The 16,140-nt window shown below is 62.7% G+C and carries 12 protein-coding genes; 5 read left to right on the top strand and 7 right to left on the bottom strand.

What is annotated here, in order from left to right:
* Both PQR02_RS10185 and PQR02_RS10180 read left to right on the top strand, forming a co-directional pair.
* On the top strand, positions 1 to 1,832 hold a 1,832-nt coding region (locus PQR02_RS10185; protein ID WP_408229209.1), incomplete at its 5' end, for a beta strand repeat-containing protein.
* A 147-nt stretch (positions 1,833 to 1,979) separates the two neighbouring features.
* Positions 1,980 to 3,773 (top strand): O-linked N-acetylglucosamine transferase, SPINDLY family protein, encoded by a 1,794-nt coding sequence (locus PQR02_RS10180; protein ID WP_408229206.1) that lies wholly within the window; start codon positions 1,980 to 1,982, stop codon positions 3,771 to 3,773.
* Between the two features lie 117 nt (positions 3,774 to 3,890).
* Here the strand turns inward: PQR02_RS10180 and PQR02_RS10175 are convergent, their stop codons facing one another.
* Entirely contained in the window at positions 3,891 to 4,082 is a 192-nt protein-coding gene (locus PQR02_RS10175) for a hypothetical protein (protein ID WP_408229203.1), read from the bottom strand.
* A 131-nt stretch (positions 4,083 to 4,213) separates the two neighbouring features.
* Between PQR02_RS10175 and PQR02_RS10170 the strand changes: the two genes are divergently transcribed.
* Together PQR02_RS10170 and PQR02_RS10165 are read left to right on the top strand one after the other, a co-directional pair.
* Positions 4,214 to 6,043, top strand: coding sequence for an ABC transporter transmembrane domain-containing protein (locus tag PQR02_RS10170; protein WP_408229200.1), 1,830 nt, complete (start codon positions 4,214 to 4,216; stop codon positions 6,041 to 6,043).
* Positions 6,044 to 6,111: 68 nt separating this feature from the next.
* Positions 6,112 to 6,915 carry a hypothetical protein gene (locus PQR02_RS10165; protein ID WP_408229197.1) on the top strand — a complete coding sequence of 268 codons (804 nt, stop codon included), beginning with the start codon at positions 6,112 to 6,114 and terminating at the stop codon, positions 6,913 to 6,915.
* On the opposite strand, the gene PQR02_RS10160 is transcribed toward PQR02_RS10165, so the two are convergent.
* The 6 genes from PQR02_RS10160 to PQR02_RS10135 all read right to left on the bottom strand — a co-directional run bounded on the left by PQR02_RS10160 (position 6,912) and on the right by PQR02_RS10135 (position 13,734).
* Positions 6,912 to 8,546 carry an FGGY-family carbohydrate kinase gene (locus tag PQR02_RS10160; protein WP_408229225.1) on the bottom strand — a complete coding sequence of 545 codons (1,635 nt, stop codon included), beginning with the start codon at positions 8,544 to 8,546 and terminating at the stop codon, positions 6,912 to 6,914. The two genes, PQR02_RS10165 and PQR02_RS10160, sit on opposite strands and share 4 nt — an antisense overlap.
* Before the next feature lie 94 nt (positions 8,547 to 8,640).
* Positions 8,641 to 9,369: an SDR family oxidoreductase gene (locus tag PQR02_RS10155; protein ID WP_408229194.1), complete on the bottom strand. Its 729-nt coding sequence runs from the start codon at positions 9,367 to 9,369 to the stop codon at positions 8,641 to 8,643.
* 26 nt (positions 9,370 to 9,395) lie between these two features.
* Positions 9,396 to 10,676, bottom strand: a complete 1,281-nt coding sequence (locus tag PQR02_RS10150; protein WP_408229191.1) for a sugar ABC transporter permease — start codon at positions 10,674 to 10,676, stop codon at positions 9,396 to 9,398.
* A 14-nt stretch (positions 10,677 to 10,690) separates the two neighbouring features.
* Positions 10,691 to 11,494, bottom strand: coding sequence for an ATP-binding cassette domain-containing protein (locus PQR02_RS10145; RefSeq protein WP_408229188.1), 804 nt, complete (start codon positions 11,492 to 11,494; stop codon positions 10,691 to 10,693).
* A gap of 91 nt (positions 11,495 to 11,585) precedes the next feature.
* Positions 11,586 to 12,644 (bottom strand): ABC transporter substrate-binding protein, encoded by a 1,059-nt coding sequence (locus PQR02_RS10140; protein WP_408229185.1) that lies wholly within the window; start codon positions 12,642 to 12,644, stop codon positions 11,586 to 11,588.
* Positions 12,645 to 12,750: 106 nt separating this feature from the next.
* Positions 12,751 to 13,734: an AraC family transcriptional regulator gene (locus PQR02_RS10135; RefSeq protein WP_408229182.1), complete on the bottom strand. Its 984-nt coding sequence runs from the start codon at positions 13,732 to 13,734 to the stop codon at positions 12,751 to 12,753.
* 464 nt (positions 13,735 to 14,198) lie between these two features.
* Here PQR02_RS10135 and PQR02_RS10130 point away from each other — a divergent pair, with 464 nt between their 5' ends.
* Complete coding sequence (locus PQR02_RS10130) at positions 14,199 to 16,124, top strand: potassium transporter Kup (protein ID WP_408229179.1); 1,926 nt, start codon at positions 14,199 to 14,201, stop codon at positions 16,122 to 16,124.
* The last annotated feature ends 16 nt before the right edge of the window (positions 16,125 to 16,140 follow it).

Genomic DNA, 16,140 nt, shown 5'->3' with positions numbered 1-16,140 from the left:
CCCCCGTAACGCTGGCCAGTTCCGTGAATCTTGGTGCGGCTCCAGCTGGGTCGACCGAATTCGGATACTACGATTGGAATGGCCGGAATCAAGATGGTGCGCTGACTGCATCCATCGCCAACCCGGATGGGTCCTTTGAGACGCTAAGTACCATTGCTCCCGCCGCCAGCGGCTCACTTTCCCCGACGGTGGTCCTGCAGCTCTACAACGCAAACGGTCAGCAGACCAGCGGGGTAGCCTTCACCCCTTCCGCCGGTCCCAATTACACAGGCACCGCCGGTAATACCCTGTCGGAGAACTTGCTCCAACTGGGCAATGGAGACCTGGTTGCCGTCTACACTCATGGATACGCAAGTAATTTTGGTGTCGGGTACCAAGCTTTTACTGCCGGTGGAGCCCTGAACGGCTCCGGTCAGACATTGGTGGCGAACACTAATGGCTCATCCGGTTACTCATACTACGGTACCCTCACTATTACGGGTAACAACGCCACCAGTACTTCTGGCGTGACTGCATCGCTGGTTGGCGGAAATGAGGTATCGAACAGTCAGTTTGCCGTGGCATATCAGAGCAATTTGTCGGGTGGCGTCAGCACCGGGACAGCAGGTACCTACTACCATTCGTATCTGCAACTGGTAGATGAGACGGGCGGTGCGGTTGGTGCCCCTGTCAACCTGTCCAAGACAACGGGTACGTATGACTCGCTAGCCCCGAGCGTCGCCGCATTGAAGGAAGGGGGGGTAGTGGTCGTATGGGCATCCGACTCGCTCGCCAGCAACGGCACGGTTGCCACAAGCGGTCAGCTTTCAAACTTCCATCTGTACGAACAGACTTATACGTGGAGCGGCGCCACCTCAAGCTGGGTCGCAGGGTTCAGCACGGAACAGCGTGTTGATACCAACAACAACGCGGGTTACGTCGGCGTTACGGCCAATTCAATTGCCAAGGAAGCGGCCGTTGTGGGGTTGGAGCAGGGCGGTTATGTCGAGGTATGGGGTCAGGCGGCAACAGCAGGAGGCGTCTACTCGTCCACTGTATCCAATATCTATGCTCAGGAGTATGACGCGGCCGGCAATGCGATTGGCACGTCACAACTCATCAGCTCCAGTACGTCTGGCCAATACAACTATTCGCCGACGGTTTCGGCTCTGGCAGATGGCGGTTACGCGATTTCGTGGGTGACCTCGACGGTAGCGCCGACGACCTCTCCTTCCAGCAACGGCTCGATTGTTACCGCCGTCTACAATGCAGACGCGACCCTCAGAAGCGTCGGGGACACGACGCCGCATCCTGTTACGGCAAGCTACATGGCTGCGTCCGCGGACGGTGCGACCTTGGCCGGTCCGGGCGACGTCGGAGGGGGAGGAGTTCATACGCTCTCTGATGGCGGTCACATCGGCGTTACACTCCAGGGGGCCGGCAACGACCTCAACACGATCGTCATCAACAACACGGGCTTTGCGTCGATCGACGGTGGTGCAAACGGTCATAACACGCTGAGCCTCGGGGCGAGTCTGTCTGGCAGCGTGACGCTGAACACCGCCAATATCCACAACATCGGCGATCTGAACATGGGTAACAACGGTGCGTCGCTAACACTTAATACGGCGGACGTGCTGAACATGACCCCGAACAAGATCCTGACCGTGGAAGGCGGAAGCAACTCGGCGCTGACGCTGGGCAGTGGTGTGGGGACAGCAGGTACGAACGGTTGGTCGTCCGATGGCACGGTGCAGTACCACGGGACGGCATATCACGTGTACACGTCGAATCTGGATCCGACCGCCCACGTCTGGGTTCAAACGGGGGTAAGTGCCGTCACGGTTCACTAAGGATGTGACATGAAGCGGGGAAGTGTGCGCGTGGATGACACGTGCACACTTCTTTTTTTTTGTTCCGGTTACTGTGGAACTGAAACGGACCTGGCGTATGTCCGAACGTATGCAAGTTGCAGGTAACCACAGTGGGAGATCAGGGCGATGAGCCTGGAGTACGAAAACCTGGATACGGAGTACGCGCGTGCATATGCGATCTATCGTGCCGGCGAGCCGCTGGTTGCGCTGGATATCCTGCGGACAATCCTCGCGATCGACGCGCATCACATCCAGAGTCTGAATCTGTCGGGTGTGATCAACGGAACGAACGGAAATCTGGACGAATCCGTCCGGCTGCTGAGCCTCGCCGTGCGCGACCATCCTGATCGCATCGAACTGCGTTCGAACCTTGCCAGGTCGTTGATCGCGGCAAGGAATCCAGGTGCCGCAGAGCAGCATCTCCTGCATGCAGTCAAACTGGCACCCGAACAGGTTGCCGGTTGGAGTACTCTTGCCACTGTGCTTGTCGCCCAAAACAAACGAAAACAGGCGCATGATGCATACATCCGGGCGCTGCGTCTTGACGGACGTGACGGGGCAACGCTGTCCCAAGCCATCAACAATGCCGGAAAGATCGCGCAGTGGAGCGATGACGAGTGGTTCACGGAGCTTGCGGGAGCAATGATATCTGTGGACGCGGCGGCTGGCCTGTGTCCATTCGACTTGCTGCGGCTACCCGGTATGACGTCGCAGGAACTGCGTAGATGTGCTTACGACTGGGCCCGGGAGCGGTACGCGGGCGCACTGGCTGAACGGCCACTTGCAGGGAACAAACGCGCTACGAATGAGCCGCTGATCAGGATTGGTTATGCGTCGGCCGACTTCTACGATCATGCGACGATAGTACTACTCAAGGGAGTGTTGGCTGCTCATGACCGTACAAGGTTCCGGATCCATTGTTATTCGTACGGTCCACAGATATACGACGCTTCGCGCAATGAGGTCGAACAGCTTGTCGATAAGTTCATTGACATCAGTGCTCTTTCCGACGAGCAGGCAGCCCGGCGAATCTTCGACGATCAGGTGGACATTCTTGTCGATCTGAAGGGCTATACGGGGCACGAAAGAGTGGGCATCAGCGCTTGGCGACCCGCACCTGTCGTGGTGAACTGGCTTGGGTATCCCGGCACGCTCGGGCACGAGCGATTAGCCGATTATATTATCGGCGACCGGTGGGTTACGCCAGCGGAGGATACCGATGACTTTTCAGAATTACTCGCGGTGCTCCCGATGTGCTATCAGCCCAATGACAGGACGCGTACGGTGGGTTCGTTTCAAGGGCGCGCACACTATGGGTTGCCCGAGCATGGCTTCGTGTTTGCTTCATTCAATGAACTCTATAAGCTGACGCCCCAGATGTTCGACGTGTGGTGCGACCTGCTGCGCGAGACTGAAGGCAGCGTACTGTGGATGCTGGCGCGTAGCGAAGAGGGCAGGCAGAACATTCGGGAGGCGGCGGCGCTGCGAGACATCAGTCGCGAGCGCATTGTGTTTGCGCCTATCGTGAAACGAGATGCGCATCTGGCAAGACTGCAGGCGGCGGACCTGTTTCTTGATTCGTTTCCAGTTACTGCACATACCACCGGTAGCGACGCATTATGGGCAGGCGTGCCATTCGTGACGATGAGAGGCGAAACCTTTGCGAGCCGTGTTGCATCGAGCCTGCTGGCGGCGGCGGACTTGCCGGAACTGGCATGCGGCTCGATCAGACAGTATCACGAGATCGCTTTGGCACTCGTTCGCATGCCGGGCTTTCTGGCCCACATCAAGGAGAAGGTCGTCGCGGCCCGCTCGTCTCACCTTTTCGATAGTAGTGCGTTAGCCGCGGGTCTCGAGAGACTCTATGTGAAAATGCTGGCGGACAGGGCGAATGGCGTGCGGCGGCCGATTTTTGCGTGATCCTGACGGGCGTGCGCTGGGACGTGCCTTATCGGTAAAGAGCGCAAGCTGGAACCAGCAGACACGATTGTGCTGCGGCCTTCGACTTCACTGAAGGGTAAGCGGCAAGCTCGCCGTCTAGCGACGCCCGCTGCGGCCCCACACGTAGCGCACCCAACGTTGCCACCTGCTGCGCCGTGCAGCGATAGCCTTGCGCGATGCCTGCTCTTCACGGTCGCGCTCGACACTCTTCTGCACCTGTTCGTGGATCTGACGCAACGTCGAACCACCCGGGCCTTTCAGTTTGTCGGGATCGGAGTCGTCTGTCATGGAAATGGCCTGTTCCGGATGTGCCGACTCGATCTTGATCCAGATGGACCGTCGCGGCAAGCACGTGAAGCGCCCTCGAATTCGTAGGACTGGCACAATCGGGAGGATATTCGATCCGCTTGGGAATCCACATGCCAGACGCTGTTACGTCTTCGCCGTTTTCGCGTCCTTCACCTCGTATCGGCCCCCTGATTGCGTTGCTTCCCTTCCTGCGCCCATACGCCGGGCGCTGGGCGCTCGCGTTCGTGGCGCTGGTGACGTCGGCGGGCGCCACACTGGTGTTGCCGGTGGCGTTCAAGTACCTGATCGATCGTGGCTTCGCCGGGGGCGACCGGGCGCACATCGATCGTTATTTCCTCGCGCTCTTCGTCGTTTCGCTGGTACTGGCCGGCGCCACGGCGTTGCGCTTTTACCTCGTGTCATGGCTGGGCGAGCGGGTCACGGCCGACTTGCGGCGTGCGGTCTACGATCACGTACTGGGGATGAGCCCGCAGTTCTTCGAGACCACGCAGACAGGCGAGGTGCTGTCACGGCTCACCACCGACACCACGTTGATCCAGACGGTGGTCGGGACCAGCCTGTCGCTTGGGTTGCGCAACTTCTTCCTGTTGACCGGTGGCGTGGCGATGCTGGCGGTGACGAGCCCGGTGCTGTCCGGCTACGTCATCGCGACGCTGGTCGTCGTGGTGGCGCCTGTTGTGATCTTCGGCCGGCGCGTGCGGCGGCTCTCGCGCGCAAGCCAGGACAAGATCGCGAACACGAGCGCGTTGGCGGGCGAGGTGCTCAACGCCATGCCGACCGTACAGTCGTACACGCAGGAGCCTTTCGAGGCGCATCGGTTTGCCGGCGCGGTCGAGGCAGCCTTTGACACCGCGCTCACGCGCATTCGCGCGCGCGCCTGGCTGACCGCCGTGGTGATCGTGCTGGTGTTCAGCGCCATCGTATTCGTGCTGTGGCTCGGGGCGCAGGCGGTGCTGGCCGGGCGCATGACGGCGGGCCAGTTGTCCCAGTTCATCCTCTACGCAGTGTTCACGGCCGGCGCCGTGGGAGCGGTCGCCGAGGTTTGGGGCGATCTGCAGCGTGCGGCCGGCGCCACCGAACGTTTGCTGCAATTGCTGGCGGCGCCCTCGCCGGTGGTGGAGGCCGGGACCACGGTCGCGCTGCCTCTGCAAGGCGAGGGCATCCGCTTCGACAACGTCAGCTTCTCGTATCCGTCGCGCTCCGGCATTGCCGCGCTTTCAGCACTCTCGCTCGAGGTCCGCCCGGGCGAACATGTCGCATTGGTCGGCCCGTCCGGCGCGGGCAAGACCACGCTGTTCCAGCTGCTGCTGCGCTTTTACGATCCGCAATCCGGCCGCATTCTGATCAACGGCGTCCCGACGTGCGATGTGCCGCTCGTCGAACTGCGCAAGGAGATCGGCGTGGTGCTGCAGGAATCGGTGATCTTTTCGGGCAGTGTGCTCGATAACATCCGCTATGGCGCGCCCGACGCAACCCTCGCGCAAGTGCAGCGGGCTGCCGACATGGCCGCCGCGGCCGGCTTTATCGAAGAACTGCCGCGCGGCTACGACACCTTTCTCGGCGAGCGAGGCGTGCGACTGTCCGGCGGACAGCGACAGCGCATTGCGATCGCTCGCGCGATCCTGAAGAATCCGCCCATCCTGCTGTTGGACGAAGCCACCAGTGCGCTCGATGCCGCCAGCGAGAGGCTGGTGCAAAAGGCGTTGGACAATGCCTCGCAGAATCGCACCACACTGGTCATCGCACACCGCCTCGCGACCGTCCAGCAGGCCGATCGCATTGTCGTGCTGGACCAGGGGCGAATCGTCGCGCAAGGTCGTCACGCCGAACTTCTTTTGAGTTCCCCGCTGTATGCCCAGCTTGCTGCGTTGCAGTTTGGCGAGCAGTTGGGGCAGAGGGCGCCGCGAGGCGCTGTGAGCGACCATGTTGGCCTGGCGTGAATCGATCGCTATGTCCTCCACAAAGCAATCGGCAACCTGAACCTATACTGAGGCACCTGGAGGTTTCAATGACCGATCAAGACAGACTGCATCCACTACGTCCGCTCCTGAAAAATTGGGTTTGGGAACATGGTCGAATCGGCACTCGCTATCTGGACTGCGTTGATGGCGAGATCAAGTTCGATGAAGGCAAGAAATCGCATTTCGCAGCCGAGGAATATATCTACGTACCCCTTGGTAAGGACGCTCCAGACGATGTATCCGAGGAGGGTCCTGCGATCCAGGAGGCGGGACTTGCCCGGTTTTTGCGGGCTGCGCAGATGGGCAAGCCAGAGGAAGCGGGTTCGGTAGCGGAGGTTCAACGGGCAGTGCAGGACTGCGTTGCACTCGGTCTGTTCAGCGCATATCAATGGGAGGCTCGACAGGCATTTGCCCGCTACGCGCAGGAACCCATGTTCGAGGACGAGATCCGTGCGGCGGTAGTCGAAGACGTCCGGCGCATTTACGCCGGCATGCCGGAACAACTGGCGCTGTACGATTTCAGCGTGCTTTACGGCTTGCCCGTGCCGCTGCTCACCAGCGAGGCGCCCTTCATCGACTGGCGCGTGCGCGCCAGTCCGGCACTTCCGTTTGTATCGCTTCCGCTGGGACCTTACTGCCTGCTGGTAGGCGCGCCGTCGGGCAGGCAAAGCCGGATCGGTCCGGTGGTCTGGAAGGCAGCTGCCGCGATGGGCCCGTTGAAGGACCACAACCGCCGGATCGCGGAGCACGCGCGTCTGTGGCTCGTGGCAACCACGGACGACCAACTCGTCGCGGCACAAAGCCGCATTGCCGCGGCCATGGGCTCCAGGCAAGAGGAGGCGAAGCGCTAACGAATCTCGCGGGCCACGCGCTGCAACTGCCCGAAGGCACGATAGCGCGCCTCATGCAGTGCGGCGATGTCGCCTTCGGCCGACTCGTAGGTCTTACTGATCCGCGACATGCTGCCCATTGCCGACCGAACGTCGGCGAATTTTCCGCCAGCCACGCCGCCCAGCATCGCGGCGCCCAGCAGGACAGGTTCTTCCGCTTGCGTGGCAAGCACGGGCTTACCTGTCGCATCGGCGAGCAGTTGCCGCACGAGATCGAGTCGCCCCGCGCCGCCACTGATTACCACCCGCTCGATCGGCGCGCCGGCCTGAGCCTGCGCTTCGATGATCTGCCGAAGGCCGTAACCGATACTGCAGATACCCGCAACGTAGAGGGCGACGAGGCTGTTCAGGTCGTCTTCCATTCCGAGTCCCGCAATCACGGCTCGCGCGTGCGGGTCGGCCAGCGGGGCCCGGTTTCCGAGGAACTCCGGAACGACATGCAGGCCGTTCGCCAGCTTCGCCGCGCCCGACAAACTGGCCACCGCCTGCACGGCGAGGGCCGCGAGCATCGCCGGTAATGACTGGCCCGTTTGCTCCGCCTGTTGCCGGGCCGCGGGGGTCGCGGGATGCATCGAAAGCAGCCGTTCTATCGCGGCGCCGGCCACCGATTGCCCACCCTCGTTGAGCCATGCATCCGGCACCATCGCCGAAAAGTAAGGTCCCCACACGCCGGGCACGAAGACCGGACTGCGGGTCGTGGTCATCGTGCACGATGAGGTGCCAAAGACGTAGGCGAGGCAGGTTTCCGGCTTACCCTCGGCACCGACCGTGCCGATCCCTCCCGCGTGGGCATCGATCACGCCCGTGGCGACCGGCGTTCCGGCTCGCAGGCCAAGCTCGGCAGCTGCCTGCCCCGTCAAGCCGCTGCCGAGCGGCGTACCCGGGTCGACGACGGTCTGGCCGATGCGCGCAAACGCCTCGTCCGCCAGCACGCCCAGGCCGACGCCGCGAAAGTAACTCTCGTCCCAACGCCGTTCGTGCGCCAGATAGGTCCATTTGCAGGTGACCGTGCAGGTGGATCTGGACAGATCCCCGGTGGCGCGCCAGGTCAGGAAGTCGGTCAGATCGAAGAACTGCCAGGCTGCCGCGAAGACGCCTGGCTTGTTCTCGAGCAGCCACAGCAGCTTCGGTGTTTCCATTTCCGGCGAGATCTTGCCGCCGACAAACTTCAGTACCTCGTGGCCCGTCGCATTGATACGCTCGGCCTGCTCCACGGCGCGGTGGTCCATCCAGACGATGATGTCACGTTCGGCTTGCTCCGACGGGCCCACCGGCAACGGTTGTCCCCTGGGACCCAGCACGACGAGCGAGCAGGTGGCGTCGAAGCCGATGCCCACGACATGATCGGGTGGCACCACGGCCTGCGACAACGCATCCTTCACGGACTCGCAGACCGCGTTCCAGATCTCGCCGCTCGACTGCTCGACGATGGAACCGCTCGCCTGAAACAGAGTGATGTCACGCCTGGCCGAGGCCACCATGCGGCCGGCAAGGTCGAAGATTCCGGCCCGGGCGCTGCCCGTGCCGACATCGACGCCAATGACATAGCGCGTGCTGTCTGTCGCGCCGGGGATCGGATTTTCTGAGGTCATGGCTCGCTGCCTGCTGATTGCCCGCACATTGCGTGTCGTGGGAGGCGTTCCGGGTGGGCGGCGCGCCACGGCGGCACCGCTCCTGTCACGCGTTTCAAAGGTCGACGTTGTTTGGAAGGATCACGAGATCGCGGATGGTCACGTTGCGTGGCCGCGTCAGCATGAAGAGCACTGCCTCGGCGACTTCTCCCGGCTGCATCAGGCTGCCGGACGCGAGCGCTTCGTCCATCTTCGCCTTCGGCCAGTCGTCGAGCAGGGCTGTGACGACCGGGCCGGGAGCCACTGCGCCGACCCGCACGCCATGCCTCGCGAGCTGGCGCCGGGTGGTGTGGACGAAGGCCTGCACCGCGAATTTGGACGCGGTGTAGATCGGCTCCCACACAACCGGGACGATCCCCGCGATCGAGCTGGTGAAGATGATATCCCCCGATTTCTGCGCGACCATGTGCGGCAGCACGGCGTGGACCGATCGGAACGCGGCATTGACGTTCAGGTTCAGCACGCGATCCCAGTCGTCCGGATTGCCGTCCAGCACGTCGCCGCCGACGTAGGCGCCGGCGTTGGCATGGAAGATATCGAGGCCGCCGGCAAGTTCGAGGATCCTGGGCAGCAGCGCGGAAACCTCGGCGGGCTGCAGCAAATCCACGACCAGCGGCAGGGCGTTCGGACCCAGCTCCGTGCAGAGTTGTTCGAGCCGGTCCCGCGCACGATCGATCAGAACGACCTTCGCGCCGGCCGCGATGAATCTGCGCGCGCACTCCAGACCGATACCCGATGCCGCGCCGGTAATGGCGGCAACCTTTCCGTTGATGGATTCAGACATGCATTGCTCTCCTGAATGGTCTGGAATTACGCGCGGCCATGCGAGACGCGCGACTGCCGGGCGAGCGAGTCGACGATCACCGCGATGGCCAGCACCGCGCCGGTGATCATGAAGCGCAGCGAGGAGGACAGGTTCAGCAGCGTCAGGCCGCTGGCGATCGACTGGATCACGATGATGCCCAGCACCGCCGAATACGCGCTGCCGCGGCCGCCGAAGAGGCTGGTGCCGCCGATCACCGCCGCTGCGATGGCATTCAGGTTCACGTCACCACTGCCGGCCTGCTGACTGGCCGACGCGAGCCGCGCCGCCGTCAGCACGCCGCCGAGCGCGGCGAGGCTCGCGCACAGCACGAACGCGCTGGTGTAGATGGCGCCGACCTTGATGCCTGCCCGCCTCGCAGCCTCGTGATTGCCGCCGACCGCGTGCATCGAGCGGCCCCAGCGGGTTCTCTTGAGCGCATAGTCCATCGCGACCGACAGGCCGAGGAAGATACCGAACATCAGCGGGACGCCGCGTCCCTGGTTGAGGTAGACAACCACGGCCTCCAGCAGGACCGTGAGGGCGAGGGCGCGCACGAGAAGGCTGCCCACCGAAGGCGCGGAGAGTTGGGACGCACGGCGGCGCTCACGCGTGCGCAGCCCGATCACCAGCATCACGGCCCCAGGGATCAGCGCAATCAGATACGCGATGACAGCGGGGATGATGATGAGCTGCCCGAGATTCACCATGGTCGAGCCGTAGGGCAGGTTGATCGAGCCGGTGGCGCCGAGGACGTACAACTGCATCCCGAGGATCGCGAGCAGTCCGGCCAGCGTCGCGACGAAACTCGGCATGCCGAGCCGGTTGAGCAGCAGCGCGTATAGCGCGCCGACCAGCGCGCCAACGGCGATGGCGGCGGCGATCGCCAGCAGCACCGGCCAGCCATGGTTGACCCAGAGCATACCCACGAGGGCCGAAGCGAAGCCGCTCATCGAGCCCACCGACAAGTCGATTTGTCCCACCATCAGCACGCAGACGATGCCCAGTGAGATCACGCCGACCGTCGAGCAGTCGAACAGCAGGTTCACCAGGTTGTCGGCCGACAGGAACACCGGGTTCAGGCTGGTGAACACGGTCCAGATGATGATCAGGCCGGCGACGACCGGCAACGAACCCAGATCGCCCGAGCGCACCCGTTCGACGAAGGCGGACACGGTGCCGCCAATGCCCGTGGCGTGCTTGACGCGGATATCGCTGCGGTCGAGCAGCGTGGACGGCGGCGCGCCTTGCGGTTCACGCTGCGGGGCGCCTTGCGTTTCATCGGTCATGATCATTCCTTTGGCTAGGCGCCCTGTTCGGCCTGGCGGCGCCCGGCACGGCGCGACACGGCGTTTTCGGTGGCGCCGGTGATCGCGGCCACCAGCTCCTGATTCGAGGAGTCGGGATAAAAGACCCCGTTGTTGCGGCCGAGCCGCAGCACCACGATCCGATCCGCCACGGCGCGCACGTCTTCCATGTTGTGGCTGATCATGATGACCGCGTGGCCGCGGTCGCGCACCCGCTCGATCAGGTTCAGCACCTCGGCGGTCTGGGCCACACCCAGCGCCGCCGTGGGCTCGTCGAGCATGATCAGCTTCGGGTCCAGCAGTAACGAGCGCGCGATCGCCACGGTCTGGCGCTGTCCGCCCGACAGCGAGGCAACCACGTCGCGCACGCTCGGGATGCGGGCCGAAAGCTCGTTCAGAAGCGTCCAGGCCTTCACCTCCATCGCGACTTCGTCGAGGCGTAGCGGATTCAGCTCGCGCCCAAGGTAAATGTTCGCGACGACATCGAGGTTCTCGCACAGCGCGAGGTCCTGGAACACCGTGGCGATGCCGAGATCGAGCGCCGCGCCCGGATCGGGCAGCGTGACCTCCTTGCCGTCGAACATGATCGTGCCGGTGCTGGGTTGATGGACCCCGGCGAGAACCTTCACGAGTGTTGATTTCCCGGCACCGTTGTCGCCCACCAGGGCGACCACTTCGCCGGCATGCACGTCGAGCTCGATATCCGTCAGGGCCGAGACCGCTCCGAAGTTCTTCGAAACGCCGCGCAGGCTCAGCACCAGCTCGCCACGCCCGGATCGTGTTGTGGAGTTGTCAGTCATGGGACGGATACCTCATCGAGAGTAGTGGGACCCGGCAAGCGCCGGATCCCGTCCGCGGCTTGCGTCGCATTTGCTTCGCGTTTGCGCCGGATCAGTACGTGATGCCCAGCTTCTTGCACCCTTCGGCATAGCGGTCGGTGCACAGGTCCTTGCCGCTCGCGAACCCCTTGTCCACGACCTCCGCCTTTAGGTTCTTCGACGTAATGACCGCGGGCTTGAAGAGTTGAGACGGCGTGTTGAAGAGCGTCGTTTCAGCCTTCGGGGTCTGGCCGGAAAGGTAGCCGACTGCGACTTTCGCCGCTGCGGCCGCGACGATCTCGCTCGGCTTCAGGATCGTGTTGTACTCGTCGCCCGCGATGATCAACTGCAGTCCCGCGATCGTCGCGTCATTGCCGGTCACCGGTGGCACCGGATTGACGCCGGCTGCCTTGAAGGCCGCGACGGCGCCGCCTCCCGTGCCGTCGTTAGCGGCCACGACGCCGACAATCTGCGGGCCGAAGCGCGTGATCTGCCCGCTGACCCATTGCTGGGCCTTCGGCGGCGCCCAGTCCGGCGTGTCGTATTCGGCCAGCGTCTTGTAGCCGCTGCCCTCCAACCCGGCGTGGATTCCCTTCTTGATCAGTCCCGCGGCCGCGTCTGTCGGCGAACCGTTGACCTCGAGCACGCCGCCCTTGCTGGTCGGCACGCCCGTCTCTTTCAGATGCTGGACGAGCGACTGCGCGATGGCCTTGCCGATACCTTCGTTGTCGAACGATACGTAGTAGTTGGCCGGCGTGGAGGGCACGGGCCGGTCATAAGCGATGACCTTGATTCCCTGGCCCTGGGCCATATGGACCAGCGACGCGGCGGCCGTCGAGTCCACCGGATCGAGCACGATCACCTTGGCGCCTTGCGCGATCACCGAATTGAACTGCTGCTGCTGCGTCGAGACGTCGGCATTGGCGTTCTGGTAGAGCACCTTGCAATCGGGGCAGAGCTTGCCCATTTCAGCCTTGAAGCCGGGGAAGTCATGCTGTTCGTAGCGCGTCGATGCCTGGTCGGGCATCAGGAAGGCGACCGTGCCACTGGGCGCGGCCAGTGCCGGTGTGCTGCCGATCAAGCTCAGGCTCATGGCGCTAGCGCCGATCAGGCGGTTCGAAAGTCGGGTCATCGAGTGTCTCCGTTTTTAGAAAATTCCGGCGCGGGTGCTGCCGTGATTGGACCGCGGGAGCGGCTTCTTGTTGAAGTTCGTCGGGTGGTGGCCAGCGTTGTCCAGATCAATGCCCATCATGCGCCTCAAATGCGTTAGCGACACGCGCGGCGTCACGCGAGTCATTCGCACTGGCAGCATTGAGTCGTTGACAGGCGCGCCATCGCGAAGGCGACATGCCCTTCAGCGACAGGAACTGGCGATTGAAATTGGACAGGTTATTAAAGCCGACCTGATAGCAGATATCGGTGATATTCAGTTCGCCTGACATCAGCAACTGGCACGCGAGATTGATGCGCAGCCTGTTCACGTACTGCACGAAGGGCACGCCGGTGTGGCGCCGGAAATAGCGCGAAAAGGCGCTGACGCTCTGTCCCGCGAGTTCGGCCAACTCCGTTTCGCGCAACTCTTGCGACAGGTTCTTGCCGAGGTAGGAAAGCACGTGATTGATGCGCGACTCGGCATAGCGCGCTGGGTCCGCACAATAAGCCGCGCTTGCGAGCGTCACCGGCGCGACGCTTTGCGCGAGCAGATCAAACAACGCAAGAAACAACGTGAGGCGCCGGATGCCTTGCGCGCACAACATCTCGCGCATGACCGGTTCAACGGCCGCGCCCGTTTCCGGTGTGAACAGCACGCCACGACGCGAGGCATCGAGTAGCAACTCCACGCGCTTGAGTTCCGGGAAAGCCTGGATCGCGTGCGCGACGAACTCCGCGTCGAACTGCAGGATAAGACAGCGTTCCTCCACATGCTCGCCATGCGGCACATTGCTGACCCAGTTGTGCGGCAGATTCGATCCCACCATCACGAGATTGCCGGGCGCGAAATCGCCGATGTAATCGCCGACGAAGTATTTGCCCGTCGTCCACGTAATCAGCTGAATCTCGTATTCAGGGTGGAAGTGCCAGCGCACGGTGCGATAGGGATACCCATGCGACCAGACCTTGAACGACTCGTCGCGCGGCACCGCGACCAGTTCCAGGTCCGGTTGCGCGATGTTGGCGTGGGGGCCATCGGGGTGCGCTGTGGCACGCAGCGTCGTGTGCATCTGTCTTCCTCCTCAAGACTGCTTTGCTTTTTGCGGTGCACGTACAACCTGGCGTGCCCAGCCATGAGAGAAAGTTAGCGCTGATGCCGATATCCCACCACTGAAAATAAGACCGAAGACTAATACTTTATTGCATTCGGGTAAGTCCGTACGGCATCGAGCGGCAACTTTTGTGCAATGCGGGAGCTGACAATCCGCGCGGTGGCGAGACGGGCTCGGCAAGCTTTACCGCCAGGACAACCACTACGTGGACCTGGCTGTCCCGGAGTGAAAGCAATATCACGAGTCGCGACTGCTTTTCCAATGTTGCTTCCCTATACTTTGAACACGACGGCTGCAAGCCAATCAACTGATCATTAGGCAGCCTGACGATCGAACAAGCGCGAAAAAGCGCGCGTTGTTCCACGCGATGGGGTGGCACATCGCGTGCGTCGCGGCGCAGCAGCGCCAATCTGGAGCGAGACATGAGCCTGACTGCACCTGCCGCATCCGAGACGGGCCACCACGACGACCCCGTGCGTCCCCGGCCGGCGACGTCGGCACTGGCACTCGCTGCCTTGGGTGTCGTCTACGGCGATATCGGCACGAGCCCGCTCTATACACTGCAGACCGTGTTCGATCCGGTGAACGGGCTTACGTTGAATGCGCTCAATGTGGTCGGCATCGTGTCGTTGATCGTCTGGTCGCTGACAGTCGTCGTCTCGCTCAAGTACGTCGCGCTGATTTTGCGAGCGAACAATCACGGCGAAGGCGGCATCATGGCGCTGCTGGCGCTGGCTGCTTCGTCGGTGACGACGCGGGCCCGGTTGCGTCGTACGCTGCTGGCCGTCGGCATCATGGGTGCAGCGCTCTTCTATGGCGACAGCGTGATCACGCCTGCCATCTCGGTGCTGAGCGCGGTTGAAGGGCTGGAGGTCGCCGCGCCGTTTCTGAAGACGTGCGTGATACCCGTGACACTGGCTGCGTTGATTACGCTGTTCCTGATGCAAAAGCGCGGCACGGCCGGTATCGGCAAGATTTTCGGGCCGGTGATGGTGCTCTGGTTCGTGGTGCTTGCCGTGGTGGGCGTCGTCAACATGACGAAAGCGCCCGCGATACTCGTCGCACTCAATCCGTTCACCGGACTCGCATTCTGCCTGCATCACCGGTGGCTGGCCTTCGTTGCGTTGGGTGCGGTCGTGTTGTCGCTGACGGGCGCCGAAGCGCTGTATGCGGACATGGGCCATTTCGGTGCGAAGCCGATCCGGCTGACCTGGTTCGGGCTGGTGTTCCCCGCACTCGCGCTGAACTACATGGGGCAGGGCGCGTTGCTGCTTGCCGAGCCGGGGGCGCTGCAGAATCCGTTTTACCGGATGTTCCCGCAATGGGCGCTGTATCCGATGATCGCGCTCGCGACGATCGCGACCGTCATCGCCTCGCAGGCCGTGATCTCGGGTACGTATTCGATGACGAAACAGGCGATGCAACTCGGCTTCCTGCCACGGATGAACGTCGTCTACACGTCGGAAAGGGAGATGGGGCAGATATACGTGCCGGGCATCAACTGGACGTTACTGGCTGCCGTCGTGGCGGCCGTGCTCGGCTTCGGATCGTCGACGGCGCTCGGCTCCGCATACGGTATCGCGGTGACCGGCACGATGCTGATTACAACGATTCTCACCTTCTTCGTGGTGCGCTATGCGTGGCATTACAACTGGTGGCTGTGTGTCTTCGCGACGCTGTTTTTCTTTATCATCGACGCGACATTCTTCTCGGCGAATCTGCTGAAACTCACGCAAGGCGGCTGGTTCCCGCTGCTCGTCGGCCTGATCATCTACACGGTCATGGCGACATGGGGGCGCGGCTGGGAAATGATGCGCGCCGAAGCACGCGTGAGGGCTGGGACGACACCGCTGGGGCCATTCCTCGCGACGCTGCTTGCCCGTTCACCGACGCGGGTCGACGGCACGGCGATCTTCCTGTCGGCTGATCCCGATGGAGTCCCGCACTCGCTGCTCAACAACCTGATGCACAACCGCGTGCTGCACGCGCGCGTGGTTTTCCTCACAGTGAATAACGAGGAGATACCCTGGGTGCCGGCGAGCCAGCGGGTGAGCATCCAGTCGCTCGGATCGGACTGCTACCGCATCACGATCACCTATGGCTTCATGGATGAGGTTGATCTGCCGCGCGCATTGGAGATATGCAAGACGTCGGGCCTGGCCTTCGAGCCCGCGGACACCTCTTATTTCCTCAGCCGTGCCACCGTGGTGCCCACACGCGACAGCGGCATGGCCATGTGGCGCGAGCGGCTGTTCGCGGTCATGCTGCAGAACGTCGGCAATGTCGCGGCCTATTTGAAGCTGCCTGCCAATCGGGTGATCGAGTTGGGCGCGCGCGTGGAAATATGAGGCGCTCATGCGGGTC

It is taken from the genome of Paraburkholderia sediminicola (genome assembly GCF_046026895.1).
Classification (GTDB): domain Bacteria; phylum Pseudomonadota; class Gammaproteobacteria; order Burkholderiales; family Burkholderiaceae; genus Paraburkholderia; species Paraburkholderia sediminicola_C.
Note: the sequence above shows the minus strand (reverse complement) of the source record. Positions and strands in the feature narration are given on the sequence as shown.